Source organism: Rhodococcus sp. 14-2470-1a, assembly GCF_002259425.1.
In the GTDB taxonomy this organism is placed as follows: Bacteria; Actinomycetota; Actinomycetes; order Mycobacteriales; family Mycobacteriaceae; genus Rhodococcoides; species Rhodococcoides fascians_E.
Genome location: NZ_NPFZ01000025.1, coordinates 33,801 through 56,382, shown reverse-complemented (window position 1 = coordinate 56,382; position 22,582 = coordinate 33,801). Strand labels below are relative to the sequence as shown.

Here is a 22,582-nt window from a genome sequence, read left to right as displayed (position 1 = left end):
GCATCTACTCCGGCCACGGGAGAACCGTCAGATGCGGCCAGATCGATGTCCACCGGGCGGCCTTCGACTCGTAGACGTGCCGCATCGGAAGCAGCGGGTTCGGCCTGATCACCCCGGCGAACACGTCGTCGAATCCGTGGGGTGCATACACCGTCGTCGTTCCGTCGTTCTCGCTGCGGGCCCCGAAACAGCAGGTGGTGGCCACGAAGTGGTCGATCCCGTCCTCCGTGCTTTGGAACGGCTTCACCGGTGCGCCGAAGCGATCTTCGTACCAGAGATGAACGCGGGCTTGGTTGCGGACCTCGACGTCGACTCCCAGATCGGCGAACAGAGTGTCCGCATGTCGAATGACGCGATCCTCTGATTCGTACGACAGGTCCGTGCCGTCGTAGTAGAGAAAGTCGTAATCGCGTATGCCGGCTCGAGGATCGGAGCCGGCGACGTGGTTCCAGACGGTCTGGAACAGGCCACCTGCCGTCAGATACCAGTCGGTGAGCCCGAGTTCTGGTCCACGCTCGAGGATCTCGACGACCACCGGATTGGTTTCGATTGCCGTCAGAAAGTCGTCACGCCCCATTCGTCCGATCGTGCCACAGCACCCGAGGTCGGGGTCGAGTCGTTCCGAAGGTGTACGGAATGTACATCGCAACGACGATGTGTGACGGCGCCTGCGTTCGTAGGGTGGAGTGCACATCACCGCTTCGACGAAAGGAACGTTCGATGTTGCTGGAACTCAGCGCGCAGGACGACACGGCCACCACGGTTTTCGGCCTCGGTTTCGGGGTTCTGATTCTGATACTTGTCGTCGCGGCGTTCGCGTTGTTCGTCGCCGCCCTGGTCAGCATTCTGCAGTCGAAGAACTACACGACCGCGGGCAAAGCGATCTGGGTCCTGATCGTGCTGGCGTTCCCGTTTCTGGGGACGATCGTGTGGTTCGTCTGGGGTCGCGGTTCGAGTTTCACGACCGACCGTCCGCGGTAGAACGCATGGACTGCGCCGACGTGGCGTGCGACGCTGGTCTCATGCGTACGGGGCGGATCGCAGGGCGAGTCGTGTTGGTCGGCGCCGTGGCGGCAGGGTTGGCGACCGGCATCACTCCCCCCGTCGCGCAGGCTTGCACGTGTGCCTACGGCCTTTCTCAGGTGAGCGACCGTGTTCGACAGCACTCGTCTCCCGACGGCGCGGTCTTCGTCGGGGTGGCGACCGATGTCCGCGACGACGGCAGCACACTCACCTACGACGTTCGGGTCAGCGAGATCTACGACGGTGACGTGGAGGCCGACGCCGTGGTGTCGACGGCTGCGGAGTCGGCCGCGTGTGGCTCGACGCTGGCGGTCGGTGACGAGTACATCTTCTTCGCCCAACGCGGTGAGTCGTCGCGGGATCGTTTGCAGGTCAACAGCTGTTCGGCGACGGCGCCGGCGACCGATCGTACGACGCTCGATGCTGCCGAGCGCTCCTACGGCACTCCCACCGTGCTGGAGGCCGATTCCCCTCCGATCGGTGCGACGCTGTGGCTCGGGGTCGCCGGCGTGGTCAGCGTGGCCGTTGCCGTCGGCGGGGTTCTTCTGCTGGGTAGGCGTCGATCCTGACCCTGGGGCGGGAGTGGAGGATGAAGTGGAAGAGAGGGATGTGATGACGCGATTCGGTGTTGTGCTGAGGCCGGAACTGCCGCCGGAGACCATCGTCGACGCGGCGCGTGCGGCCGACGAGGCCGGGGTGGACGAGATCTGGCTGTGGGAGGACTGTTTCTTCTCCGGGGGAATCTCCATGGCCGCAACTGTTCTCGCGGTGACGCCACGGTTGAACGTCGGGATCGGAGTTTTGCCCACCCCTCTGCGGAACGTCGCGGCCACGGCGATGGAGGTCGCTGCTCTGGCTCGGCTGTATCCGGGACGGACGCGGGTCGGGTTGGGTCACGGTGTGCAGGATTGGATGGGGCAGGTGGGGGCGCGAGTGCAGTCCCCGCTGACTCTTCTTCGCGAGCAGATGACGGCACTGACGAGTCTGCTGGCTGGTGAGACGGTCGACGTTCGGGGCCGTTACGTCTCGTTGGACAACGTCCGCTTGGATTGGCCGCCGGCGGAGCCTCCGCCGCTTCTGGTCGGTGCGACGGGCCCCAAAACCCTTGCTGTGAGCGGCGAGACGAGCCGCGGGACGATACTGACCAGCTCCACCACGCCGCAGCAGGTCCGCGACGCGATCGGCCACATCGGTGGTGGGCCGGGCCACGACATCGTCGTGTACGTGTCGGATCTGGTGGACGACCTCGACGAGTACACAGAGGCTGGTGCGACCACCCTGGTACTGGAACCAGGTCCGCAGACAACCGATCTGGCCGGCGTGTTCCAGCGCGCCGTCCACCTCGCGTCCGGTGGACCTCCCCGGTGACGAGTGTCGACGTGCAGAACGCAACAGTGCGGAACGTTCACCTCGACTTCGATCTGAGTATCGGCTTCGACGACGGTTCGGTGGTGGCGTTCAGTCAGCTCGACATCGGTGACACACGGTTCGACGAGGACAACCAGTTCGAGGGGCTGCGTGCACTGACGTCCCTGCTCACCACTCGGTGCACGATGTCCGAGTTGGCCGCGGACGGCACGCTGACGCTGCGGTTCGACGACGGAAGTGCCGTCACCGCAGCTCCCCGGGAGGAAGTCGAGTCCTGGGAGTACACCGCGCCGGACGGTGCGACGGTGCTGTGCCTTCCCGGAGGCATCATCGAAACGCTGGACGCGCCTGAAACGTCCGCCGCGCCTGCGTCACCGACCGGTTCACCGGCAATCGGCTCGACCGTCGTACGGATTTCCTCCGGTGAGCACGGTGGGATTCAATTCTCGGACGGCACGCTGCTGGCGACGAACGTGGATCTGGAGTCGGCCTATCTGGTTCTGCGCGAAAGCGTCGTTCGGGCCGGGCGAGGCATCGAGCTGTCCTCGGGTCATGTTCTCTGACATCGGGGTACTCGGGTAGGCCGGCTCCGAGTCCTCAGGGTCGAACGATGAGCTGATTCGCGTGTCGGGTGACGTGACGATGGAAGTGCGCGACGGGAGCTGTCGGTCGGCGTCGGCCTGTCGCCAGCCCGACCGATCGAGTGCGGTCACCGGTCAGGGGAACGGTCGTCACGCCGGCGACGGCGACCTCCGGCTTCGGTAGAAGCGCGATCCCGAGCCCGGCTCGTACGAGTGCCTCGATGGTGTCGATCTCACTGATCTCGAAGGGAACCCGCGGGACGAATCCGGCTTCCGCGCACCACGTGTCGAGCAGGGTGCGCAGCTGGAACGACGGCGGGCTGGCCACGAAGGCTTCGTCGGCGAGATCCTCGACCGCGAGTGCCCGACGAGACGCAAACGGGTGTGTGGCCGCTACGTGGACGAAGATCTGCTGGCTGCCCAGAACCGTCACGTCCAGGTCGTCGGGCGGAGGAATCATGACGGCGAGATCCAATCGGCCGTCGCGAATCATGTCCGCGAGAGCTTCGCCGTGTGCTTGCACCAGTCGAACCCTGACGCGGGGAGCGACTGCATGAAAGTCCGTCAGAAGGGCGGCCACCGAACGCGATCCGAGCGTCAGAGGGAATCCGAACCCGACGACTCCGCTGTCCGGATCGGCGTCGGACCGCACCGCGGCGACAGCGTCGTCGAGTTCCCGCATCACGTGGTGGGTGCGGTTGAACAACTCCCGGCCCGACGCGGTCAGACCGACCCCGCGACCCACCGGTTGGATCAGCGCCAACCCGAGGATGCGCTCGAGGCTGTGCACCCTTCTGCTGACCGAGGATTGGGGCACGTCGAGCCGGGCGGCCGCGCGGGTGACGTGGCCTTCCGCGGCGACGGCGTCGAAGGCGGCGAGCAGAGGCGCTACGGACTCCGGGCGGTCGAACGAGTAGTCATCCATTTGCGGATGATAATTGCTCGAAGATCTCATTGGACGGAACGGTCTCGTCGCCGCCAGCATTGACGGCATGACTTCACATGCGGAAATTCTGGACGTCGCGCTCGTCGGCGGCGGCGTCATGTCCACGACCCTCGGAACGCTGATCCAGAAGGTGCTGCCGGACAGGTCGATCGCGTTGTTCGAGCGACTCGACCGGCTGGCCGGCGAGAGCTCGGGTCCGTGGAACAACGCGGGTACCGGTCACGCAGGTCTGTGCGAACTCAACTACATGCCCGACGCCGACGACTCGTCCCGGACCGAGCAGGTCGCGCGGCAGTTCGCGGTGTCGAGGGCATTCTGGGACTCGCTGACGAGGAGCGGTGACCTCGATCCGTCGTTTCTGAAGGCAGTGCCTCACATGGACGTGGTGTTCGGCGATGCCGACGTGGACTACCTGCGACGCAGATGGGAGACGCTGACGTCGAACCCTCTGTTTCAGGGTATGGAGTATTCCGAGGATCGTGATCGAATTCGCGGCTGGGCGCCGTTGCTCGTCGACGGTCGCGCGCCGGGCGAGCGGATCGCGGCGACGTGGGACGCCGGTGGTGCCGACATCGATTTCGGCGCACTCACCGAATCGCTCGGCCGGACGATGGAGGCGCGCGGGTGCTTGATCCGCACCGGCCACGAGGTGACGCGTCTGCGCCGCACGCCGGACGGTCTGTGGCATCTATCGGGTCGAGTCCGATCGACCGGGCGGGTGTTCGAGGTTCGCGCGCGGTTCGTGTTCGTCGGAGCCGGCGGGTACGCACTGCGTCTGTTGCAGAAGGGTCGTGTTCCCGAAATCCGCGGGTACGGGGTATTTCCGTTCGGCGCCGAGTTCTTGTACACCGATGCCCCGGAGGTCGTCGCGCGGCACGGCGTGAAGGTCTACGGCAGACCGTCGCTCGGTGCACCTCCGATGTCGTTGCCGCACTTGGACAGAAGGCATGTCGACGGCACGACGTCGCTCATGTTCGGGCCGTACGCGACCTTCAGCACCCGCCTGCTGAAACACGGTCGCCTCCGCGATCTCTTCGGTACCGTCCGTCTTCGAAACCTGCCCGTTCTGTTGTCGGTCGGTATCGGCAACCTCCCCCTCGTCCGTTATCTCGTCGGGCAGGTTCTGGCGTCGTCGAAGCGCAAGTTCGCCGAGCTCGAAACGTTCTACCCCGCTGCCGACCCCGCGCAGTGGCGTCTGATTCAGGCCGGTCAACGAGCTCAGCTGATCAAGCCGCGCAGCAGATTTCGCGGTGATCTGATGTTCGGCACGGAGATCGTCACCGGCAGGGACGGATCGATCGCGGGCCTGCTCGGTGCCTCGCCCGGCGCATCGGTCGCGCCTTCAGCGATGATCGAGGTGTTGACGAGATGTTTCGCCGACGATCGTTCCGAGTGGCAGCCACGGCTCGACGCGTTGCTGGCTGCTGCCGGCTCACGCCATGGCGCACTTCAGGAACAATCCGACAGGTATGGTTTTCGGTGACGAGTGTCGTTGTCGGTCGGGGATGAGGTGGTGGAAGCGGTGAAGAATGTTGTCGCGCCTGGGCTGGTGCTGGTCGCTGTGGCTGCGATCGGTGGGTGCGCCGCGCCGCAGCCGGGCGACCCCAGTTGCAGCGACGCGGTGGCGTCGGATCTGCGTGTGACGGGAGAGGCCGCTCCCGAGTGGTCCGACGAGTGGCTGTCGCAGGCGGGTGGGGCGCTCGGCGGGGGCTGGGTGGACCCGGAGGGTGACGTCTTCGCGCGGGTCTACTCCTGTGTCGGGTTGGACCCCATCGCATTTCGGGAGATCACCGGTACGGGAAAGAAGGCGGAGCAGCGAGATGTTCGGGTGGGCGTCGCCGACTACCTGTATCGCGCCGGTGATGTGAGCACCCCCGACGGTCGGTACTCGGTCGACATCGCGGTGTCGAGGTCGGAGCCGGGCCCGGTTCGGTTCGGTGTTGCGTTCTCGCCGCTTCAGACAGAGCGGACGTACATCGACGTCTACTCCGGGGCCTTCGTCGTGCAGCAGATGCGCGAGTCCGGCATCCTGTGACCCCGATCGTCAGAGTGGCACCGGAGACGGCGCCGTATCGGCAAGTGCGGCAATGAGATCCCTCTGAATGTCCGTCGGGGGTATGGACGAGTCGACCACCGCGGAGACGGGAAGTTTCAGTCTGCGCTGCGCTTCGGTGCGGAACACCAGCCCGGTCTTCGGAGTGCTCTCGGCCGTGCTCGCGTAGATGATGGACCAGCATTCGGGGTGGTTGAGCAACTCCGCGCTTGCCGTGTGGTCCATGGCGACGGGTGGGCCGAAGGCCAGGCGTCGACCACTTCTTTTCATGGCTCCTTCGATCACCCGATGCAGCAGGATCTGCTCGCTGCGCTTGGGGAGGAGCAGTGGGTACTGAGCGAGCTGCTCGAGTCGCGGATCCGGCCCGGATGCCAGTGGGTGACTGTCGGCGAGTACGACGACGAGGTTCTCCTTCCACAGCTCGGTGACCTCGAGACCGGAGCGCTCGACGTTGCCTCGGATCAAGGCCACCTGGCAGTCGCCCGACGTGACGGCTTCGATCTGTTCGGCGAATCGTTTCAGGACGAAGTCGATCTCGGCTTCCGGATGCCGCTCGCGTACTTGGACGATCGCGGCGATTGCGTTGGCTGCGAACGTCATGTTGCCGGTCAGGCGCAGCTGATTCCGGCGCCTGGCCGTCAACGCGAGCGCGGACTGCTCGAGCTCGACCATGTGCCGTGCGATGGACATCAATTGTGTTCCGACAACGGTCAATCGGACCGAGCGCGACGACCGTTCGAACAGTGACTCGCCCATCTCGCGTTCCAGTTTGCCGATCTGGAGGCTGATCGCCGACTGCGAGACATAGCACCGCTCGGCGGCGCGCGAGAAGCTCAGCTCCTCGCCCACGGCGAGGAAGTACTTCAGTTGCCGAAGTTCCACAGCGCTCCAATCATGAGTTTTACTCATCGATACTATTCCAAATTTCCCGTTGATAGACCACTGGCCGGGGCGTTTCATGGAGTGTGGTTGCTCGATTGGAAAGGAAAACCAGTGGATACGTACGAGGTCGTCATCGTGGGATCGGGATTCGGAGCGTTGGCTGCGGCCAAGTCTCTGGGCAAGGCCGGCGTGAAGTTCTCGCTCGTCTCCAGCACGACGGAGCACCTGTTCCAACCGCTTCTCTACCAGGCAGCGACCGGCATGCTGTCGACCGGCGAGATCGCTCCACCCGTCCGGCGCATCCTCGCCCGTTACGAATCGGCCGATGTCCGGCTCGGTAAGGTCGTCGACGTCGACCCCGAGTTGCACCAGGTCACCTACATCGGCGCGGGCGGTAGCCACACCATCGGGTACGGCCGATTGATCGTCGCGACGGGCGCGACGCAGGCGTACTTCGGACGCGACGAGTTCAAGGACCGCACGTTCGCTCTCAAGACCGTCGACGACGCCGTCGCTCTGCGTGAGCAGATCCTGCGCTGCTACGAGACTGCGCACCACACCTCCGACCAGGAGGCGAGAAAGGAGCTGCTCAGTTTCGTCGTGGTCGGTGCCGGTGCCACCGGTGTGGAATTGGCCGGGCAGATCAGGGATCTCGCTCAGCGGTACTTCGCCGGAACCTTCCCGGACATCCATCCGGACGACGTGACGGTGACACTCGTCGACGGCGTCAAGGACGTGCTGCCTGCGTTCGGCGGCAAGCTCAGTACCTACGCCCGCGCCAAGTTGGAGAAGTCGGGCGTCGAGGTGGTCACCGGGGCCATGGTCACCGACATCGTCGACGACTCGGTCACGGTTCAGGATGTGGACTCGAAAACGTCGCGGACCATCGCCGCCAAGACCGTCATCTGGTCGGCCGGCGTGCAGGCCAGCGATCTGGCGGCCACGCTCGCCGAACGCACCGGCTGCGAGACCGACCGTGCCGGCAGGCTTCTCGTCCACGACGACCTGACCGTCGGTACGGCGAAGGACGTCTACGCCATCGGCGACGTGACCTCGTTGAACGGTCTGCCCGGTCAGTCGCCCGTGGCAATGCAGCAGGGCCGCCACGTTGCCAAGGTCATCACCGGAAAGGTGGACGCCGGAACCCCGTTCGCGTACACCGACAAGGGAAGCATGTCGATCGTCGGCCGGTTCAGCGCAGTGGTGCGGTTGTTCGGGAAGGTCGACATGTCGGGTCCCATCGCGTGGGTCATGTGGTTGGCGGTGCACCTGATGTACATGGTGGGCTTCCGCAACCGCTACGTTGCCGTGGTGTCGTGGATGAGCTCGTACATCGGAGACAAGCGCCCGCATTTTCAGTACACGGACAGATCCGCCGTACTCACGCAGGCGAAACAGCACGAGGACCGCGAAGCAGCCTAGGAGCAAGGCCGATTGTTTTCACTGCACTGCGTAGAGGGTGTTGCCGTCGATGTCGTCGAACTCGAACATCGGCGGCAGCCCCTCCCAGAGGAGAAGCTCGTTCGCCTTCGCCCCGTGCCCGACGAGGTGGGCGTGCAGGGCTCTGGCGTCCGCTGTCACCAACCGCACGCCGGTATCGCGGCCCGCGGAGAATCCCGGGTACTCCGTCAGTAGCGCGATCTCGATGCCGGGAGCGCTCATCTGCACCCAACGCGATCCGAGTTCCTCGATCACACGGTCCGCGGACTTCGTCAAACCCAGTGCAACGGAGTAGAACTCGATTGCACGGTCTTGGTCGGCGACGGGTATCGCCACCATTCTCACTCCGGTGACATGTGCGTCGGTCATGGTTACCTCCAAGGTCGATGTTTGTCCTTGTGCAGAGGTGGACTCGACGGAGCGATGGAAATCATCGCGGTGCACGAAAGGACTGTGAATCCGCCTCGGTTTCACAGCCGACGTAACTGTTTGTCCAGATAGGCACGGGTCGGAGGGTCTGCGGTGAGGGAGATGGCTTTCTCGTAGGCGGATCGGGCGGAGTCGACGTCACCCAGCTGAGCCTGCAGGTGAGCGCGCGCCGCCCATGCGGGCTGGAATCGCTCGGTTCCGTTCGTTCGATCGAGCAGATGGAGTGCAGCGAGGGCGCCGTCGGTTTCTGCGGTGACGACGGCGAGCGCAACGGCGCTGCCGACTGTCGGTGCCGATGTCTTTAGTGCGGAATACAATTCGCGCAACGCGGTCCAGTCTGTTCGGCCGGTCTTTCGGCGACCACAGTGCACGGCAGAGGCAGCTGCTTCCAGTTGGAAACGCCCGAGTGCACTGGAGCCTGCGGCCACCAGGCGGTGTGCCGCGACGAGGTGCTGCTCCCCGCGATGCAACAGGTCTGCGTCCCACAGGTGAAAGTCCTGCTCGGCCAACGGAACCAGTACCCCGTCTCGGCAGCGTGCCGGCATCCGAGCGGCGGACAGTTCGATCGATGCGGCAAGCCCGTGCGCCTCCGCGTCCTCCGGCAACACTGCGCACAGTGTCTCGGCGAGGTGCATCGCCTCACCGATCATGTTTTCTCGCACTTCGGATCCCGAGGCGTTCCAGTCGATCGCGAACGCGCCGTACACGGCCTCACGAATCGCGTCGACCCGTGCCGGCAGGGCACTCCGATCGGGTAGTTCGAACGGGATGTGCGCATCCCGGATGCGCTTCTTCGCTCGGCCCAGGCGTGCCGCCATCGTCGAGGCGGGTAGCGCGAACGCCTGCGCGATGTCCTTGGCCGTGAACCCCAGCACGACGTCGAGCATCAGCGGTGTCCTCACCGCACGGTCGACGTCGGGGTGGGCACACACGGCCATCAGCTCGAGCCGCTTGTCCGGCAGCGCATCGACATCGATGTCGTCGAGACGCGATTCGGCGTGGACCACGGGATCGAGCGCTACCGAGGTTCGATGTGCCGCCGATTTCCAGACATCCCGACGCTTGTTCCTGGCGGCGGTGAGGAGCCAGGCGTCGGGATCGGTGGGCACGCCGTCGCGTGGCCAGGTGGTCAGCGCCCGTTCCAGGGCGTCGGCGAGGGCATCTTCGGCGGCGACGATGTTGCCGTCCGCGGATGCGAGGAGGGCAAGGAGTCGGCCGTACGACGTGCGCACAGCATGTTCGGCCGACTCCTGCATTGCACTCATCGGTCGGCCTCTCAGGTCCACGCGCCGTCGACGAACGAGGTGGCGGCCGCTCGAACTTCCAGCACTCCGTACTGCGCGCCGGGGCACCGTTCGGCCCACATGAGCGCGGCGTCCTCGTCGGGTACCTCGATCACGAAGACACCGCCGACGCCTTCCTTCGTATCCGCGAAGGGGCCGTCCTGAACCTGCAGTTCGCCGGTGCGCAGAGACAGCGTTCTGGCGGACGAGCTGGACGTCAGAACCTCCGCGGCGACGAGCACACCGGCGGACTCGAGTGCGCGGCCGTACGCCCCGAACGCCTCCTGCATCTGGGCGATCGTCTCCTGGTCGAGGACGCCCTCCTCGGGCTCGGCATTGTTGAGGATCAGGGTGTAGCGCATGTGTCTCTCCTAGCGTCGATGTCCATTTTGTACCGGATCTTCGTGGTTGTACGTAGACATGACGATCGAGGGTTCTCGAAATCGACACGTAACGAGAATCCGTACGCCGGCCTACTCGGCCTCCAGGTTCCCGGCGAAGGCCTGGATGTCTGCGACGACGAGTTCGGGCACTTCGAGGGCGGCGAAGTGTCCACCGCGAGGGTGGACCGTGTAGCGGACGACGTCGAAGAAGCGCTCCACGAATTCGCGCGGTGGCCGGCCGATGTCTCTGGGGAACACGGCGATTGCCGTCGGAACGTGGATGACCGGGTCCCAGTCTCCCGTATCTGCCCAGTCTTCGGTATCTGCCCGGTCCTGATCGCCGCTCTCCTCGTCCCAGGCTGCGCCTTCGCTGTACAGGCGCGTCGAGGAGTGGATGGAGTTGCGCACCCAGTAGGTCATGACGTTGGTGATCAGGTCCTCGTCGCTCGGTAGGGAGTCCGAGTGGCGACCGAAGTGGTCGATGATCCAGGCGGCGAGGCCGACCGGCGAGTCGCTGAGACCGTAGGCGAGTGTCAAGGGCCTCGACGACTGGATGGACACATAGGCGGCGTCGTTCTCGCTCCACGAGTCGAGCGCGTCCAGGAAGGACTTCTCGTCGTCGGTGACGGACTCTCGGTCGACCATGAACAAATTGGGAAACGGAATGTCCGTGAGGTGCAATCCGAGAATGCGGTCCGGGTTCGCGCGCACCACTTCCTGGCCGACGACGCTGCCCCAGTCGCCGCCGTGGACGAAGTACCGGTCGTACCCGAGGGTCTCCATCAGCGCGACGAGCGGTGCGGCCGTGGTCTCCGGACCCGCGTCGCCGTCGGGCAGCTGTTCGGAGAACCCGAATCCGGGCAGGGACGGCACCACCACGTGGAACGCCGGGGCGTCGGCGTTCACGGGGTTGCGCAACGCGTCGATGATTCCTACGTATTTGGCGAACGAGTCTGCCCACCCGTGGAGCAGCACTATCGGTCGGGCGTCCGGACGATCGGATCGGGCATGGATGAAATGCAGGGTGCCGTCGGCGAGATGGTGTGGGAACTCGTTCAGTCGCGCTTCGACGCGGCGCCAGTCGTAATCCTGTACCCAGTAGGAGGTGAGGCGGCGCATCGTGTCGAGGTCGGTCCCCGTTCCCCATCCGGTTGCGTGGCCGTTCGGGAAGCGGGTGCGCGTCAGGCGGGCGGTGAGGTCGTCCAGGTCCGTTTGCGGTACGTCGATGGTGAAGTCGCTGATGTCCATGCGGCTCAAGCTAGAGCGGATTGCGGACATCTTCGGTCCGTGATTCTGAAACTCGTGCGCATTGTTGAAATGTGAATATGTCCAGTTCTGCTGGGGACTCGTCACAATTGCAGGGCCGAAGGGGTGAGTACAAGTCCTCGAATCCAACTCTGGATCCGCGTTTCGGCACCCAAACATTCTCTCGGTCCGTTTGTTGCTCTATCGTGACCTTCTACGACAACAGCGGAGGCCCCGGCCGCCCCGAACGTTTCGGAAGGTGAGAAGCGTATGGCAACCACGATGGTGTCCTCCGATTCGGCAGAGGGACTGAGCCTGGGAGGACGTCCGGCATCCCACCAACTTCGAGTCGCGCGGGATTCGACGCAGAAGATCATCGACCACGTGCTCGACACCACCCAGTGTCGTGAGCTGACCGGGAGGTCCGGCCGGACTGTCGTCGCCGAGGTGACCGCAGAATGCGTCGCGCTGGCGGCAGACGTTCTGGACAGCGGCGTACAACCGTCGACCGAAGCGCTCGGCCGTCTGCGCCGGTCCGCGGGCAAGTGGGCTCGACTCGGCGTTCCACTGGCCGCCATCCAGCACGCGTTCCACGAAGGGTTCTCGCGATGCCTTCGCATGATCGCCGGGCGCGCGGTGGACGGTGAGCACGGCGCGCTCGTCGACGGCGCGGTGCTGATGTTCGGTCTGCTCGACGTGGTGTCCGAGGCGGTGTCCTCGGGATATCTCGACGAATACAAGGCCGTGGCCGCGCAGGGTCAGGACCAGACGCAGGCACTGGTCACCGCCCTGCTCACCGGAGACCGGAGTGCCCCGTCCATCGCCGAGAGGTACGGCACCGAGCTCGCCGAGCGATACGAAGTCGTCGCGGTGCACTTTCCTCCGCACGCCGACGAGGTGGGCGCCCCTGTCGCGCGAGAGGCAGCGGCGACGCGCAAACTGCAACGGATACGGTCCGCGCTCGCCGACTCCCACGCTGCCGAGCCGCCGCTGGCGATCCTCAGTGCAACCGGCGGAACGATCCTCGTGCCGGATCCGGTGGCCGGTGTCGTCGAATCCCTGATCACCCGGTTGACGGAGGCGGGCGAAGTCCCCGTGTCCGCCTCGGCGGCGGTATCGGTGGCGTCGCGCATCGCAGCTGCCGCCGAGAACGCCTACGAGTTGCTCAGGCTGGTGCAGCGCTTGGACTATCGACCCGGCGTGTATCGAATCGCCGACTTGGCGTTGGAGTTTCAGATCGCGCGGCCGGGTGTCGGCCGTCGCCACCTCGAGAGGATGCTGGATCCACTGCGGCGCGTACCGGATCTGCTGCCGACCCTTCAGGTGTTCGTCTCCACCGAGGCCAACCGTAAGAAAGCAGCGAAACAGCTTGTGGTGCACCCGAACACCGTCGACTACCGATTGAAGAGAATTCAGCAGATCACCGGCATCGATCCGATGAAGTCGTCCGGACTCCGATCGCTCCATGCTGCCTTGATCGCGGACTCGCTCGACCCGAAGAGATCGGTGTGATGGCGCCGGTCACGTCTCTGTCCGCTCGCGCCGCACTCGTCGCGATCGACGACATGGTTCCGTGCTTCCAGCCGGTGGTCGCGTTGCGGACCGGTGATGTCGTCGGAGTCGAAGCGCTCGCTCGGTGGCCGACGGTCGTCGGGGTCGATCCAGCCGAGGTGTTCGCTCTCGCGCGCACGCGTGGTGTGGTGTCGGACATCGACTTCGCCTGCCGTGCCGCGGCGTTGAAGGAAGCACGCTCGGCGGATCTGCGGCGCGGACTGGCGTTGTACCTGAACTACGAGCCGTCGGGAATCACGGACATCGAACGCACCGAGGCGCACCTCGACGCCCTGGAAGGCGACGGCAGGGTGGTTCTCGAGATCACCGAACGCGGTCTCGTCGGAGACGCGGACAGGCTCCGCTCGATGGTGACGTCGGCCCGACGGCGGGGATTCTCCATCGCTCTCGACGACGTCGGTGCCAACCGCGGCACTCTCGAAGCGCTGCCGATCGTCGAACCGGACATCGTGAAGCTCGATGCGTCGGTGCTGCGCCGGCCCCGTGCGTTCGGAAGCATGCGCGCATTGTCGGCAGTCCGACGGTACGTCGCGTCCACCGGTGCAGTGATCCTTGCGGAGGGCATCGAATCCGAGCGGGATCGGGTGCGGGCGCTCGGCCTCGGCGCGACGCTAGGGCAGGGCTGGTTGTTCGGCGCCGCTGCTGCGGGCGCCGATCTTCGGGCTCGATTCGGCTGACGCGCGGAAGACGACGTGCAGCCATCGTGCGTCGAATCGCCGTAACACCGTTCGACGGGCCAGCGCGACGAGTACTGCTGTGCCGGTGACGGCCATCCATGTGGGCATCGGGTAGAGCGCCAGGCGTTCTCCCAGGCCGAATCCGAATGTCTGCGCCAGCATCAGGACCGCACCGACGACACCGACGAGCGCGCAGACCGCGGACCAGAGTGCGACCACTCGTCGCTCACGCCAGAAGTGCCAGGCGATCAACGCCAGAACCACGTGCCGAGCGATGAAGCCGGGCAGCACGGCGGCCCAGTGCAGGATGGTTCCGTCGTCGGCGGGGAAGAGTCCGGTCGCCGCGGTGCTGACCGCGATGATCACGGCCAGTGACAGGATCGCCTTCTTCACTCGTCCACTTCTGATGTGGCGGTGCAGGAACAGTGCTCCGACGAGTGTCAGGACTCCCAGGGCAACGAACGCGGCGTTCATGACGTCGTGCAGGGGTGAGCAGGAACCGACCTGGCACGTCGTCACCCCGAGTGAGCTGATCGAGTTGTCCTCGAAGCTGTACGGGGTACTCCACGCTGCTGCGGTGAACACTTCCGCGAGCAAGTAGGCGAAGCACAGGACCCACGCGATTCCTGCGGCAGCGTGATGGGCGTCGTGTGTGGATGTCGGTGAGGCGATAGGTAACTCTCTTCGTGGCGAGCCGGCGTTCGGCGAACGCTGTACGGACGATGGCGTGACTGTACGTGCCCAACCTGAGAGTGCAGCCCGAACGACGGCTCTTCTCGTCGACGCCCACCTGCCCAGAGCACCTGATCGATTCTCAGGATGCCCTCGCCCTCGATTACCTGGCCCGACCCGGCTGAATCAGCACCTGGGTGTCCACCTCGAGGCCGGACATGGCGCCGGCACAGGTTTCGCGGAGAGCAACGGCCGACGCGAGGAGGTCCGCGGACGGTGTGCCCGCGTCGCTCGCGCGGGCAGAGATTCGAAGCAGGCGGCCGGTGCCGGTGTCCACCACTCGACCACTGGCCGCATCGACCCCGGGTGACGACGCCAATGCGGCGGCCGCGTTCTGTGCGGCGGAGGTCAGGTCCACCCTGGCGTCGTCGCTGCCGATCAAGCTGTGGGCACGCCGGGCCCGGTGTGCCCACAGCCAGTACAGCCCGGCGACGGATACGACGACGGTGGCGCCGGTGAGCGCCCACGGCCACCACGACGTGTCTGCCCACCCGGCGGGGTTCCACGACTCGACCGTCCGCCTGGCGTCGTGCGCGAACTGCGGCAGCCGGTCGCGTTCCCATGCGGCAGCCGCCAATCCGGCTGCGCCGAGAACGAGGCCGACCAGCGCGGTGACCAGACGATCGACAGCGGCGGTGCCGACACCGATCGACGAACTTCGGACCCGCGCCGAGCCCTTGGCGATCCAGACGCCATCGGAACCCGACGGCCGGTGAGTTCGGCTGCGCGGCAATACGGCACAGACGAGCAGGACCAGCCCGATCACCGCGGCGACGATGCCGATCGGAAGCATCGCACCGAGCACGGTGACACCGAGTAGCCAGTCGATCGCAGGCGCGATCCAGGGTGCACCGTCGACGAGACCGAACTCGATCGACGCGTCGCGACCCAGAACGACGCCGACGACACAGAGGGCCAGCGCGAGAACCACGGCGACTGCACTCGCGCGAGGCGCCGCCTTCGGCGATACCTGTGTGGTCATTCGACTCGCCTTCCTGAACTCGTGACTTTCTCCGGCGCAACGTAACGCATCACGACATCCACGGTGTCGACCTCCAGCCCGCTCGATTGTCGAAGGTCGTCCGCCACGCTGGTTCGCACTCTCGCAGCGACGTCGGCGATGGGCGTCGGCCATCGCGTGGCGGCTTCGACCGTCGCCCGGACTTTTCCGTCTCGGACAGTTGCCTCCACGCGCGGAAGGGCTTTCGACGTGAGGCCACCGGTGACGGGTTCCACGCCGTCCACCCGGCTCGCCGTGATCTCGGCGATGCGGGTGACGGCTCGAACTCGTACCTCGAGGTGGCCTCGTTCGTCAGCGGTCATGGCGGCGGCCACGCGAGAACCCGTCGCGGCTCTGGAACATCGACACGTCCAGTTCGCCGTCGATGTAGCGACCGACGGCGAAACCGACGACGGCGAGGATCACGGCGAAGAGAAACCCGGTGAATCCGCCGGCAGCGGCCGCAATGGCCAACAGAAGTCCTACGAACAAACCGATGGTGGACGTCGTCATGATGATGCTCCTGCTAGATGTGAGGGCTAGATGTCGAAGTAACGTTTGGACCGCAGCCGCCCTGCGGGCCCGAAGATCCTGCGGTAGAGGTGCTTCCACGTGCGCCGACGAATCGTGGTGGGCGCGCGCGAGAACCTTCGGTCGACGGCGGCGAGTTCGGCTGCGTACACAGCCGGGTCGCCGCCGACGTCCGGATGGTGCTTCCTGGCCACCGCGCGGCGGGCGGCGGTGTGTTCGGCCGAACGGCTCATGCGTGAGTGGACCGCATCATCAGCGGATTACGTCCTCGACGGTGACGTGAACCGGGCCGTCGGCCACGGTAGCGACGGCCGTTCGGATCGCGTCGGCAGTGGCCGGAATCGGGCTGCCTGCACGCAGTATCACGTGCACGTCGACGCTGCCGTCCTCACGGATCCGAACGCCGGAGACGCGCCTGCCCGGCAGGTATGTCGCGGCTTCACCGAACATACCGCCGTGCAGACCCGCGACGCCCGCCGTTGCCGTCACCACGTCGGCGATGACTTCCGAGACGTCGGGTGCGCTCATATCGGGTCCTGATGTCACTGAACTCGCGTCCCGGACACTTCCTGCCCGGACTCGTCGTCACCCTCGTCGAGGAAGACGTCGTGCACGACGATGTTGACCTCGGTGACCTCGAGGCCCGTCATCCGCTCCACGGCGGTGATGACGTTGCGACGGATGCCCGACGCCAGGTCTGCGATCGACACTCCGTACTCGGCGACGATGTCGATGTCGACGGCGGCCTGACGCTCGCCGACCTCGACCGACACACCCTGCGACTGGTTGACGCGTGCACCGGGGATGCGCTCGCGCAGCGCTCCGATGGCGCGGGAGGTGCCGCCGCCGACGTCGTGGACGCCCTGGACCTCGCGGGTGGCGATGCCGGCGATCTTCGACACGACGGTGTCGGCGATGGTGGTGCGTCCGGTGGTGCTGACCAGTGCGGACGTGGTGGTCGCGCTCTTGGCAGCCGTTCCGGATGCGGCGTCTGTCGACTTGTCCAGCGTCTGGGTGCTCATGTTCTGTCCTCTCGCGAATCGATTGTGACGTCAAGTAGGTCGTAGCGAAGTCGAGAAAGCGCACGTCCGAAAATAGTGATGTGCATCACAATCGTGGTTCGCTGGTACAACGGTGTCGAATGCATCTCGTCCAGGTGGACACACGTGGCACGAGCACTTCGAGGACGGGGGCGCCGATGGCGGACACGGTTCGATGACCGACGATCCACCCGGCCGTGTCATGTCCGACGGCGGGCCGCTGTCCGATCACGTGCTCGTCAGCAATGCAGCACTCGGCGACACCGACGCCTTCGAGCTGATCGTCGCCAGGTACGGCCCGGAGATGTTCCGCTACGCCCGCAACATGCTCTCCGATCACGGTGCAGCCGAGGAAGTCGTCCAGGACGCCTTCGTCGCGGCATGGAAGGGATTGGATACGTTCAGGGGCGACTCCAAACTGCGGACCTGGTTGTTCTCGATGGTCTCGCACAAGGTCGTCGATCACCGGCGCAAGCGTGCGGTCGCACCTGCCGAGGACTGGGTGTTCGAGCGCCGAAGCACGGATGCACGCGCGGATCCCGAGGTCAGCGTCACGAACGACGACTTCATGGCGGATCTGGGGCGTGCGTTGGCCGAACTGCCCTACCGCCAGCGAGCGTGTTGGCTGTTGCGAGAAGTGGAGGGGATGACACATCCGGAGATCGGGCAGATCATGACACTGTCGGCAAGCGCGGTACGCGGTCACCTGGTTCGCGCCCGAGCAACATTGAGTGAAAGGTTGGCGGCATGGCAGTGATGCAGCTATGACGTCGGAACCGGACGACTGGGTGTTGCAGCGCGCGGCGCGGGAGCTGCGGGAGGCGCCGGAGGAGCCGCGCTGGTTCGACATCAGCAACTCCATCATCTCCAAGGTCCGTGCGACGACCCGTCGGACGTGGCCGGTGGATGCGCGGTTCCCCACGGCGCCGGAAGGCCGTGGATCCGACACTCTGCGCGTCAGCGATCACGTCGTGCGCACGGCAGTGCTTCGGGCACTGTCCGGAGTTCACGGGTGTCAGCCGACCGAGATCGCCGTGCACACGGACGAGCACAAGTGCACCGGGGTTTCGCTCTCGGTGGTCGGTGCGTACGACAGCGACCTTCAAGCTGTCGGAAACGATCTGGCGCGCATCGCCATGTCGATCGTGGCCGAGATCCTCGGTGTGTCGCTGACGCGCGACGACGTCGACGTGCACGTCGACGACATCGAGATACGGCCGTGAACGTTCGGCTCACGGTTCGACGAGCAGTAGTGAGTTGGACTGCTGCAGTGGTGGTTCCGTGTGCCGCGGCGGGACTCATCGACGTGCTGGGAACCGATTTCGACTCGAGTGGAATCAGCGCGCTGTTCTTCGTCGTCGTCCTGTGCGTGTCCCTTCTCGGGGGCGTCGTACCCGCAGCGCTGTCGGCCCTGATCTCCGGGTTCCTGCTCAACTACTTCTTCACCGAACCCCGCTACAGCCTCACGATCGCCGAGCCCGAGAACTTTCTCGTCACCGTGGTGCTGCTGGTCGTCGCAGTGGCGGTGGCCGTCCTGGTCGATCTCGCTGCCCGCCGCGCCCAGCAGGCCAGTCGCGCAACAGCTCTGGCCGAGGCCGACGCATTGCGCCGCGCGCTCCTCTCCGCCGTCAGTCACGATCTGCGCACCCCGCTCGCCGCTGTCAAAGCCGCGTCGTCGTCGCTCCGCAGCACCGACGTGGAGTTCTCCGCCGAGGACACCGCCGAACTGATCGCCACCATCGACGAGTCGGCGGATCAGCTGACGTCTCTGGTGGAGAACCTGCTGGACTCCTCCCGGCTGCAGGCAGGTGTGGTGCGGCCCTCCCTCGCACCGGTCTACGTCGAGGATGCGGTGCAGCGGGCACTGATCGGCGTGGAGGCCGACCCGTCGTCGACGGTCACCGACGTCGGCAGTGCCTGTGTACTCGCCGACGCGGGCCTGCTCGAGCGTGTGCTGGCCAACCTCGTGGGCAATGCCGTCCGACACGCTCCCGGCAGTACCGTGTTCATCCGTGCAACGGACAGCGGAGGTGGGACGACGATCACCGTCGCAGACAACGGGCCAGGTGTCACTCGAGCGGCTCAGCAGACGATGTTCGACGCCTTCCAGCGACTCGGGGACACCGACAACAGCGCAGGCGTCGGCCTCGGCCTGTCCGTCGTGCGCGGATTCGTCGAAGCGATGGGCGGCACCGTCCGCGCCCTCGACACCCCGGGCGGAGGGTTTACGGTGGCCGTGCAGCTCATGTCTCCGGAACCGACGTCGTCGGCAGCTCGGCCCGTTCCGTCGCCGAGCCCGAAGGGTGCGCAGTGACCGAATCACCGAGCATTCGCATCCTGGTGGTCGAGGACGAGCCCCAGATCGTTCGCGCGTTGCGCATCAACCTGAAAGTGCGTGGATACGACGTCGTGGCTGCGGCGTCGGGAGCCGAAGCGCTGCGGGTGGCGGCGGATTTCCACCCCGAGGTGGTACTCCTCGACCTGGGTCTGCCGGATTTCGACGGTGTCGAGGTCATCGGGGGTCTGCGCGGATGGACCGACGTTCCGATCGTCGTGCTCTCGGCGAGAACGGATTCCGCCGACACCGTGGACGCACTGGACGCCGGGGCCGACGACTTCGTCACCAAGCCGTTCGAGATGGACGTGTTGTTGGCGCGGTTGCGGGCGGCCTTGCGTCGAGGCCCGAGGGCGGTGGAAGACGCAGTGGTGGAGACGGATTCGTTCACGGTCGACCTGTCCTCGAAGACCGTCACCCGCGGCGGGGACGTCGTTCATCTGACCCGCACCGAGTGGGGAGTGCTCGAGTTACTGGCCCGCAACCGCGGAAAGCTGGTGTCCCAGCGCGAGATCCTGAAGACCGTGTGGGGTCCGAAGCACGAACGTGAGACGCATTATCTGCGAATCTATCTCGCCCAGTTGCGCCAGAAACTCGAGGACGATCCATCCCGGCCGCGTCATCTGCTCACCGAGACCGGGATGGGATACCGACTGAAATAGCGGGTGCCCGCGTCCTGGGGTGCCTCAGTGCTACTGGACGGGCACGGACGACGGGGCGGAGCCGCTGCCCTGCTTCAGCCAGTGCTGCAGCGGAGCAGGCCGCCCGTACAGGTAGCCCTGGGCGAACCGGCAGTGCAATGCCTCGATGGCGCGGGCCTGATGCTCGGTCTCGACGCCCTCCGCGACGATGGAGACGGGCAGCGCGCGCGCCATCGCGGCGATCGCGGAGACCAGTGAGCCGCCCGACGTATCGGTTCCGATCTCGGCGATGAACGAGCGGTCGATCTTCAGCAGCGCAATGGGCAGTTCACGGAGGCGACTGAGCGAGGAGTAACCGACTCCGAAGTCGTCCAACACGATCAGCACATCCAGTGCAGCGAGGCGGTCGAGGATCTTCTTCGCGGCGAACACGTCGTCGATCAACGCCGTCTCGGTGACTTCCAGTGCCAGATCGGAGCCTTGCAATCCGAGTTCGGCCAACAACTGTCCGACGAGCACCGGCAGTGACTCGTCGCGCAACTGAACGGGCGAGATGTTGACGGACATCGTGACGTCCTGGCCCTGCGCCCGCAATGCCGCCAGGTCCGTGAGGGCGGTTCGCAGGACGGCAGCGCCGATCTCGCCGATCAGGTCGGTCGACTCCGCGATGGCGACGAACTCGCCTGGTCCGCGCAGTCGCCCACCGTGCTGCCACCGCACCAGAGCCTCGTAGACGACGGTGGCGCGGGTCGAGGTCATCACGATCGGCTGGTAATAGACCACCAACTCTCCGCGCCGCACGGCGCCGCGCAGAGCGGTGGCCGTTTCGATCGCGGCCGTGGACGACGCCCGTAGGGACTCGTCGAAGTACGCGATGCGCGACGCGCCCTGCGACTTCGCGTGGTACATCGCGGTGTCGGCCTCGCGAATGAGGTCGTCGAGACGATGCGCCCGGTTGGTGGTCGCGGCGATGCCGACCGACGCGGTGATGTACGCGCTGGCGGCACTGAGAACGAACGGCTCGGCGATTCGGTCGACGATCGACTTCGCCAGTGCTTCCATCTCTGGTCGAGTGCAGCGGCCGATCACGATGAATTCGTCCCCCGCGTAGCGAACCACGGTGTCGACCGAGCGGACCGTGGACCGGATTCGGTGCGCTGTCGCCGCAATCATCTCGTCACCGACGCGGTGCCCGTAGGAGTCGTTGACGACCTTGAAGTTGTCGAGGTCGACGAACAGGATGAAAATTCTGCCCGGCTCGTCCCGCGCGCCGAGGCGCTCGAACTCGTCGGGCAACATGGTGCGATTGGGTAGGCCGGTCAGTGCGTCGTGCGCTGCGCGATATCTGGCGTCGTCCTCGCTGCGTTCCATCAGGCTCATGGCGCGTTCGCCGCGGAGGAAGCTGCCGATGAGGATGGCCGAGAGCAGTGTGGAGCGGACCGCGAGATCGGCGGTGGACAACGACGTTCCGAGGACGGGGATGGCCGCGCACACCAACAGCATGACGAAGAGGAACGCGGACCGACGCCGATGACGGGGTGTCGCACGCTGACGCTGAGCCATCGTGGCCATCTGCGGGTGCAGCGCTGCGAGTCCGAGCGAGACGTAGCCGACGAGGTAGATGCCGTCGAGCAGGCCAGGTGACAGTGGTGATGCCCGGGACAGGAAGTGGGCGTAGGCGATGTCGCCGACGAACACCGACAGCAACGCGAGCATCAGCAACCGCAGCGAGGTGTTGCCGCGCTTGGAGGACATCAACAGATACGCCGTCAGCGTGATCATGCCTGCGTCGACGGCAGGGTAGATGCCGTTGAGAACGGCCACGGCAGTGTCCATCTCGGTGTCGAGAAGGGGCGAGATCAGCAGGACCCACGAGAGGAACAACGCACCGATCGCGGTCAACGTCGCGTCGATCAGCGGCGTCACGTCGTCGCGGGAGCGGCGTTCGAGAATCCAGCGGGCCAGTGCGACGGCGATCAACACGTAGCCGCCGAGCATGAACGTGTTCGACAGCGCCGTCACGCCCGAGGGATGGATACTCGGGTCCCCGCGGAGGCTGACGCCCAGCAGGAACAGGATTGCGGTCCCGAACAGGCACCACCAGGAGGTGGCGTCGGCCGGCTTGTGTCTGCGGATGCCGACGCCGATCGCGAGGATGGCTCCGATGGCGAACGTGCCGAGAACCATCGACCGAACCGACGCGTCACCGACGAGAAACAGCACGGCGCCGACAGCGAGAACACTCGCGAAGCCGACGAACTTCGGCGCCCCGGCAAGCGTTCGATGCATCGACGGCGCCTTCGTGTTCATCGAAGGCCCCCTCACCTGCTGCTGTAGTCCACGAACCGGCTGTCAAGTTCGCCCTGTCGGGAAGATTACTGTAGGACCCCTCCACTGTGCTGGGAACCTCGTCACGAGTCC

The 22,582-nt window shown here is 65.6% G+C and carries 27 protein-coding genes and 1 pseudogene; 13 read left to right on the top strand and 15 right to left on the bottom strand.

What is annotated here, in order from left to right; all coding sequences use genetic code 11:
• Positions 1–4: 4 nt before the first annotated feature.
• Positions 5–577: a nucleotidyltransferase family protein gene (locus tag CH292_RS13750; RefSeq protein WP_094655022.1), complete on the bottom strand. Its 573-nt coding sequence runs from the start codon at positions 575–577 to the stop codon at positions 5–7.
• A gap of 143 nt (positions 578–720) precedes the next feature.
• On the opposite strand from CH292_RS13750, the gene CH292_RS13745 reads away from it, so the two are divergent.
• Genes CH292_RS13745 through CH292_RS13730 form a run of 4 tightly spaced genes read left to right on the top strand, consistent with a single transcriptional unit; the run spans position 721 to position 2,954 of the window.
• Positions 721–981: a PLD nuclease N-terminal domain-containing protein gene (locus CH292_RS13745; protein WP_019665173.1), complete on the top strand. Its 261-nt coding sequence runs from the start codon at positions 721–723 to the stop codon at positions 979–981.
• A gap of 41 nt (positions 982–1,022) precedes the next feature.
• Entirely contained in the window at positions 1,023–1,592 is a 570-nt protein-coding gene (locus CH292_RS13740; protein ID WP_256978124.1) for a hypothetical protein, read from the top strand.
• 43 nt (positions 1,593–1,635) lie between these two features.
• The gene (locus tag CH292_RS13735; RefSeq protein ID WP_094655055.1) at positions 1,636–2,391 is read left to right on the top strand and encodes an LLM class flavin-dependent oxidoreductase; all 756 of its coding nucleotides are present in this window, start codon (positions 1,636–1,638) and stop codon (positions 2,389–2,391) included.
• Positions 2,388–2,954: a DUF6188 family protein gene (locus tag CH292_RS13730; protein ID WP_094655020.1), complete on the top strand. Its 567-nt coding sequence runs from the start codon at positions 2,388–2,390 to the stop codon at positions 2,952–2,954. Before CH292_RS13735 ends, CH292_RS13730 begins: the two co-directional genes overlap by 4 nt.
• Positions 2,955–2,988: 34 nt before the next feature.
• On the opposite strand, the gene CH292_RS13725 is transcribed toward CH292_RS13730, so the two are convergent.
• Positions 2,989–3,897 (bottom strand): LysR family transcriptional regulator, encoded by a 909-nt coding sequence (locus CH292_RS13725; protein ID WP_094655019.1) that lies wholly within the window; start codon positions 3,895–3,897, stop codon positions 2,989–2,991.
• A 67-nt stretch (positions 3,898–3,964) separates the two neighbouring features.
• On the opposite strand from CH292_RS13725, the gene CH292_RS13720 reads away from it, so the two are divergent.
• Together CH292_RS13720 and CH292_RS13715 are read left to right on the top strand one after the other, a co-directional pair.
• Entirely contained in the window at positions 3,965–5,401 is a 1,437-nt protein-coding gene (locus tag CH292_RS13720; RefSeq protein WP_256978123.1) for a malate:quinone oxidoreductase, read from the top strand.
• 39 nt (positions 5,402–5,440) lie between these two features.
• Positions 5,441–5,953, top strand: coding sequence for a hypothetical protein (locus CH292_RS13715; RefSeq protein WP_256978122.1), 513 nt, complete (start codon positions 5,441–5,443; stop codon positions 5,951–5,953).
• A gap of 9 nt (positions 5,954–5,962) precedes the next feature.
• Here the strand turns inward: CH292_RS13715 and CH292_RS13710 are convergent, their stop codons facing one another.
• Positions 5,963–6,880 carry a LysR family transcriptional regulator gene (locus CH292_RS13710; protein ID WP_256978121.1) on the bottom strand — a complete coding sequence of 306 codons (918 nt, stop codon included), beginning with the start codon at positions 6,878–6,880 and terminating at the stop codon, positions 5,963–5,965.
• Positions 6,881–6,964: 84 nt separating this feature from the next.
• Between CH292_RS13710 and CH292_RS13705 the strand changes: the two genes are divergently transcribed.
• Positions 6,965–8,275: an NAD(P)/FAD-dependent oxidoreductase gene (locus CH292_RS13705; RefSeq protein ID WP_094655016.1), complete on the top strand. Its 1,311-nt coding sequence runs from the start codon at positions 6,965–6,967 to the stop codon at positions 8,273–8,275.
• A gap of 18 nt (positions 8,276–8,293) precedes the next feature.
• Here the strand turns inward: CH292_RS13705 and CH292_RS13700 are convergent, their stop codons facing one another.
• From CH292_RS13700 to CH292_RS13685, 4 genes are all read right to left on the bottom strand, one after another.
• Positions 8,294–8,662, bottom strand: coding sequence for a VOC family protein (locus tag CH292_RS13700; RefSeq protein ID WP_094655015.1), 369 nt, complete (start codon positions 8,660–8,662; stop codon positions 8,294–8,296).
• A gap of 101 nt (positions 8,663–8,763) precedes the next feature.
• A complete protein-coding gene (locus CH292_RS13695; RefSeq protein WP_094655014.1) occupies positions 8,764–9,987 on the bottom strand; it encodes an RNA polymerase sigma factor in 1,224 nt (407 codons plus the stop codon).
• Between the two features lie 11 nt (positions 9,988–9,998).
• The gene (locus tag CH292_RS13690; RefSeq protein ID WP_020110410.1) at positions 9,999–10,367 is read right to left on the bottom strand and encodes a YciI family protein; all 369 of its coding nucleotides are present in this window, start codon (positions 10,365–10,367) and stop codon (positions 9,999–10,001) included.
• A 111-nt stretch (positions 10,368–10,478) separates the two neighbouring features.
• Positions 10,479–11,636 carry an epoxide hydrolase family protein gene (locus tag CH292_RS13685; protein ID WP_094655013.1) on the bottom strand — a complete coding sequence of 386 codons (1,158 nt, stop codon included), beginning with the start codon at positions 11,634–11,636 and terminating at the stop codon, positions 10,479–10,481.
• A gap of 267 nt (positions 11,637–11,903) precedes the next feature.
• On the opposite strand from CH292_RS13685, the gene CH292_RS13680 reads away from it, so the two are divergent.
• Both CH292_RS13680 and CH292_RS13675 read left to right on the top strand, forming a co-directional pair.
• Positions 11,904–13,145 carry a CdaR family transcriptional regulator gene (locus CH292_RS13680; protein ID WP_094655012.1) on the top strand — a complete coding sequence of 414 codons (1,242 nt, stop codon included), beginning with the start codon at positions 11,904–11,906 and terminating at the stop codon, positions 13,143–13,145.
• Complete coding sequence (locus tag CH292_RS13675; protein WP_020110407.1) at positions 13,145–13,882, top strand: EAL domain-containing protein; 738 nt, start codon at positions 13,145–13,147, stop codon at positions 13,880–13,882. Before CH292_RS13680 ends, CH292_RS13675 begins: the two co-directional genes overlap by 1 nt.
• On the opposite strand, the gene CH292_RS13670 is transcribed toward CH292_RS13675, so the two are convergent.
• The 7 genes from CH292_RS13670 to CH292_RS13640 form a co-directional block, all read right to left on the bottom strand.
• Entirely contained in the window at positions 13,817–14,467 is a 651-nt protein-coding gene (locus CH292_RS13670; protein ID WP_051127722.1) for a DUF998 domain-containing protein, read from the bottom strand. The genes CH292_RS13675 and CH292_RS13670 overlap by 66 nt on opposite strands.
• A gap of 250 nt (positions 14,468–14,717) precedes the next feature.
• Positions 14,718–15,596, bottom strand: coding sequence for a hypothetical protein (locus tag CH292_RS13665; RefSeq protein ID WP_094655011.1), 879 nt, complete (start codon positions 15,594–15,596; stop codon positions 14,718–14,720).
• Positions 15,593–15,937, bottom strand: a complete 345-nt coding sequence (locus tag CH292_RS13660; protein WP_230621082.1) for an Asp23/Gls24 family envelope stress response protein — start codon at positions 15,935–15,937, stop codon at positions 15,593–15,595. Before CH292_RS13660 ends, CH292_RS13665 begins: the two co-directional genes overlap by 4 nt.
• The gene (locus CH292_RS13655; RefSeq protein ID WP_019665198.1) at positions 15,927–16,127 is read right to left on the bottom strand and encodes a DUF2273 domain-containing protein; all 201 of its coding nucleotides are present in this window, start codon (positions 16,125–16,127) and stop codon (positions 15,927–15,929) included. The genes CH292_RS13660 and CH292_RS13655 overlap by 11 nt, the downstream gene beginning before the upstream one ends.
• A 26-nt stretch (positions 16,128–16,153) precedes the next feature.
• A complete protein-coding gene (locus CH292_RS13650) occupies positions 16,154–16,378 on the bottom strand; it encodes a hypothetical protein (protein WP_019665199.1) in 225 nt (74 codons plus the stop codon).
• A 19-nt stretch (positions 16,379–16,397) separates the two neighbouring features.
• Positions 16,398–16,673, bottom strand: coding sequence for an Asp23/Gls24 family envelope stress response protein (locus CH292_RS13645; protein WP_020110402.1), 276 nt, complete (start codon positions 16,671–16,673; stop codon positions 16,398–16,400).
• A 14-nt stretch (positions 16,674–16,687) separates the two neighbouring features.
• On the bottom strand, positions 16,688–17,167 hold the full coding sequence (locus CH292_RS13640) for an Asp23/Gls24 family envelope stress response protein (RefSeq protein ID WP_019665201.1): 480 nt from the start codon (positions 17,165–17,167) through the stop codon (positions 16,688–16,690).
• Between the two features lie 193 nt (positions 17,168–17,360).
• Between CH292_RS13640 and CH292_RS13635 the strand changes: the two genes are divergently transcribed.
• The 4 genes and pseudogenes from CH292_RS13635 (at position 17,361) to CH292_RS13620 (ending at position 20,182) form a co-directional block, all read left to right on the top strand.
• Complete coding sequence (locus CH292_RS13635) at positions 17,361–17,942, top strand: RNA polymerase sigma factor (RefSeq protein ID WP_019665202.1); 582 nt, start codon at positions 17,361–17,363, stop codon at positions 17,940–17,942.
• A gap of 7 nt (positions 17,943–17,949) precedes the next feature.
• Positions 17,950–18,408, top strand: coding sequence for a hypothetical protein (locus tag CH292_RS13630; RefSeq protein WP_019665203.1), 459 nt, complete (start codon positions 17,950–17,952; stop codon positions 18,406–18,408).
• A gap of 17 nt (positions 18,409–18,425) precedes the next feature.
• A pseudogene (locus tag CH292_RS13625) lies at positions 18,426–19,499 on the top strand (ATP-binding protein); the annotation flags it as partial.
• Entirely contained in the window at positions 19,496–20,182 is a 687-nt protein-coding gene (locus CH292_RS13620) for a response regulator (RefSeq protein WP_019665205.1), read from the top strand. The pseudogene CH292_RS13625 and the gene CH292_RS13620, both read left to right, overlap by 4 nt.
• A gap of 30 nt (positions 20,183–20,212) precedes the next feature.
• On the opposite strand, the gene CH292_RS13615 is transcribed toward CH292_RS13620, so the two are convergent.
• Positions 20,213–22,471, bottom strand: a complete 2,259-nt coding sequence (locus CH292_RS13615; RefSeq protein ID WP_019665206.1) for a bifunctional diguanylate cyclase/phosphodiesterase — start codon at positions 22,469–22,471, stop codon at positions 20,213–20,215.
• Positions 22,472–22,582: the final 111 nt, after the last annotated feature.

What these genes read in the sequence shown, in the direction of transcription:
- CH292_RS13745 (WP_019665173.1), top strand. Translation starts at nt 721, where the DNA reads ATGTTGCTGGAACTCAGCGCGCAGGACGACACGGCCACCACGGTTTTC.
- CH292_RS13640 (WP_019665201.1), bottom strand. Translation starts at nt 17,167, where the DNA reads ATGAGCACCCAGACGCTGGACAAGTCGACAGACGCCGCATCCGGAACG.
- CH292_RS13645 (WP_020110402.1), bottom strand. Translation starts at nt 16,673, where the DNA reads ATGAGCGCACCCGACGTCTCGGAAGTCATCGCCGACGTGGTGACGGCA.
- CH292_RS13685 (WP_094655013.1), bottom strand. Translation starts at nt 11,636, where the DNA reads ATGGACATCAGCGACTTCACCATCGACGTACCGCAAACGGACCTGGAC.
- CH292_RS13735 (WP_094655055.1), top strand. Translation starts at nt 1,636, where the DNA reads ATGACGCGATTCGGTGTTGTGCTGAGGCCGGAACTGCCGCCGGAGACC.
- CH292_RS13740 (WP_256978124.1), top strand. Translation starts at nt 1,023, where the DNA reads ATGCGTACGGGGCGGATCGCAGGGCGAGTCGTGTTGGTCGGCGCCGTG.
- CH292_RS13710 (WP_256978121.1), bottom strand. Translation starts at nt 6,880, where the DNA reads ATGAGTAAAACTCATGATTGGAGCGCTGTGGAACTTCGGCAACTGAAG.
- CH292_RS13635 (WP_019665202.1), top strand. Translation starts at nt 17,361, where the DNA reads ATGACCGACGATCCACCCGGCCGTGTCATGTCCGACGGCGGGCCGCTG.
- CH292_RS13700 (WP_094655015.1), bottom strand. Translation starts at nt 8,662, where the DNA reads ATGACCGACGCACATGTCACCGGAGTGAGAATGGTGGCGATACCCGTC.
- CH292_RS13665 (WP_094655011.1), bottom strand. Translation starts at nt 15,596, where the DNA reads ATGACCACACAGGTATCGCCGAAGGCGGCGCCTCGCGCGAGTGCAGTC.
- CH292_RS13725 (WP_094655019.1), bottom strand. Translation starts at nt 3,897, where the DNA reads ATGGATGACTACTCGTTCGACCGCCCGGAGTCCGTAGCGCCTCTGCTC.
- CH292_RS13690 (WP_020110410.1), bottom strand. Translation starts at nt 10,367, where the DNA reads ATGCGCTACACCCTGATCCTCAACAATGCCGAGCCCGAGGAGGGCGTC.
- CH292_RS13660 (WP_230621082.1), bottom strand. Translation starts at nt 15,937, where the DNA reads ATGACCGCTGACGAACGAGGCCACCTCGAGGTACGAGTTCGAGCCGTC.
- CH292_RS13675 (WP_020110407.1), top strand. Translation starts at nt 13,145, where the DNA reads ATGGCGCCGGTCACGTCTCTGTCCGCTCGCGCCGCACTCGTCGCGATC.
- CH292_RS13650 (WP_019665199.1), bottom strand. Translation starts at nt 16,378, where the DNA reads ATGAGCCGTTCGGCCGAACACACCGCCGCCCGCCGCGCGGTGGCCAGG.
- CH292_RS13630 (WP_019665203.1), top strand. Translation starts at nt 17,950, where the DNA reads ATGACGTCGGAACCGGACGACTGGGTGTTGCAGCGCGCGGCGCGGGAG.
- CH292_RS13750 (WP_094655022.1), bottom strand. Translation starts at nt 577, where the DNA reads ATGGGGCGTGACGACTTTCTGACGGCAATCGAAACCAATCCGGTGGTC.
- CH292_RS13615 (WP_019665206.1), bottom strand. Translation starts at nt 22,471, where the DNA reads ATGAACACGAAGGCGCCGTCGATGCATCGAACGCTTGCCGGGGCGCCG.
- CH292_RS13680 (WP_094655012.1), top strand. Translation starts at nt 11,904, where the DNA reads ATGGCAACCACGATGGTGTCCTCCGATTCGGCAGAGGGACTGAGCCTG.
- CH292_RS13720 (WP_256978123.1), top strand. Translation starts at nt 3,965, where the DNA reads ATGACTTCACATGCGGAAATTCTGGACGTCGCGCTCGTCGGCGGCGGC.
- CH292_RS13695 (WP_094655014.1), bottom strand. Translation starts at nt 9,987, where the DNA reads ATGAGTGCAATGCAGGAGTCGGCCGAACATGCTGTGCGCACGTCGTAC.
- CH292_RS13655 (WP_019665198.1), bottom strand. Translation starts at nt 16,127, where the DNA reads ATGACGACGTCCACCATCGGTTTGTTCGTAGGACTTCTGTTGGCCATT.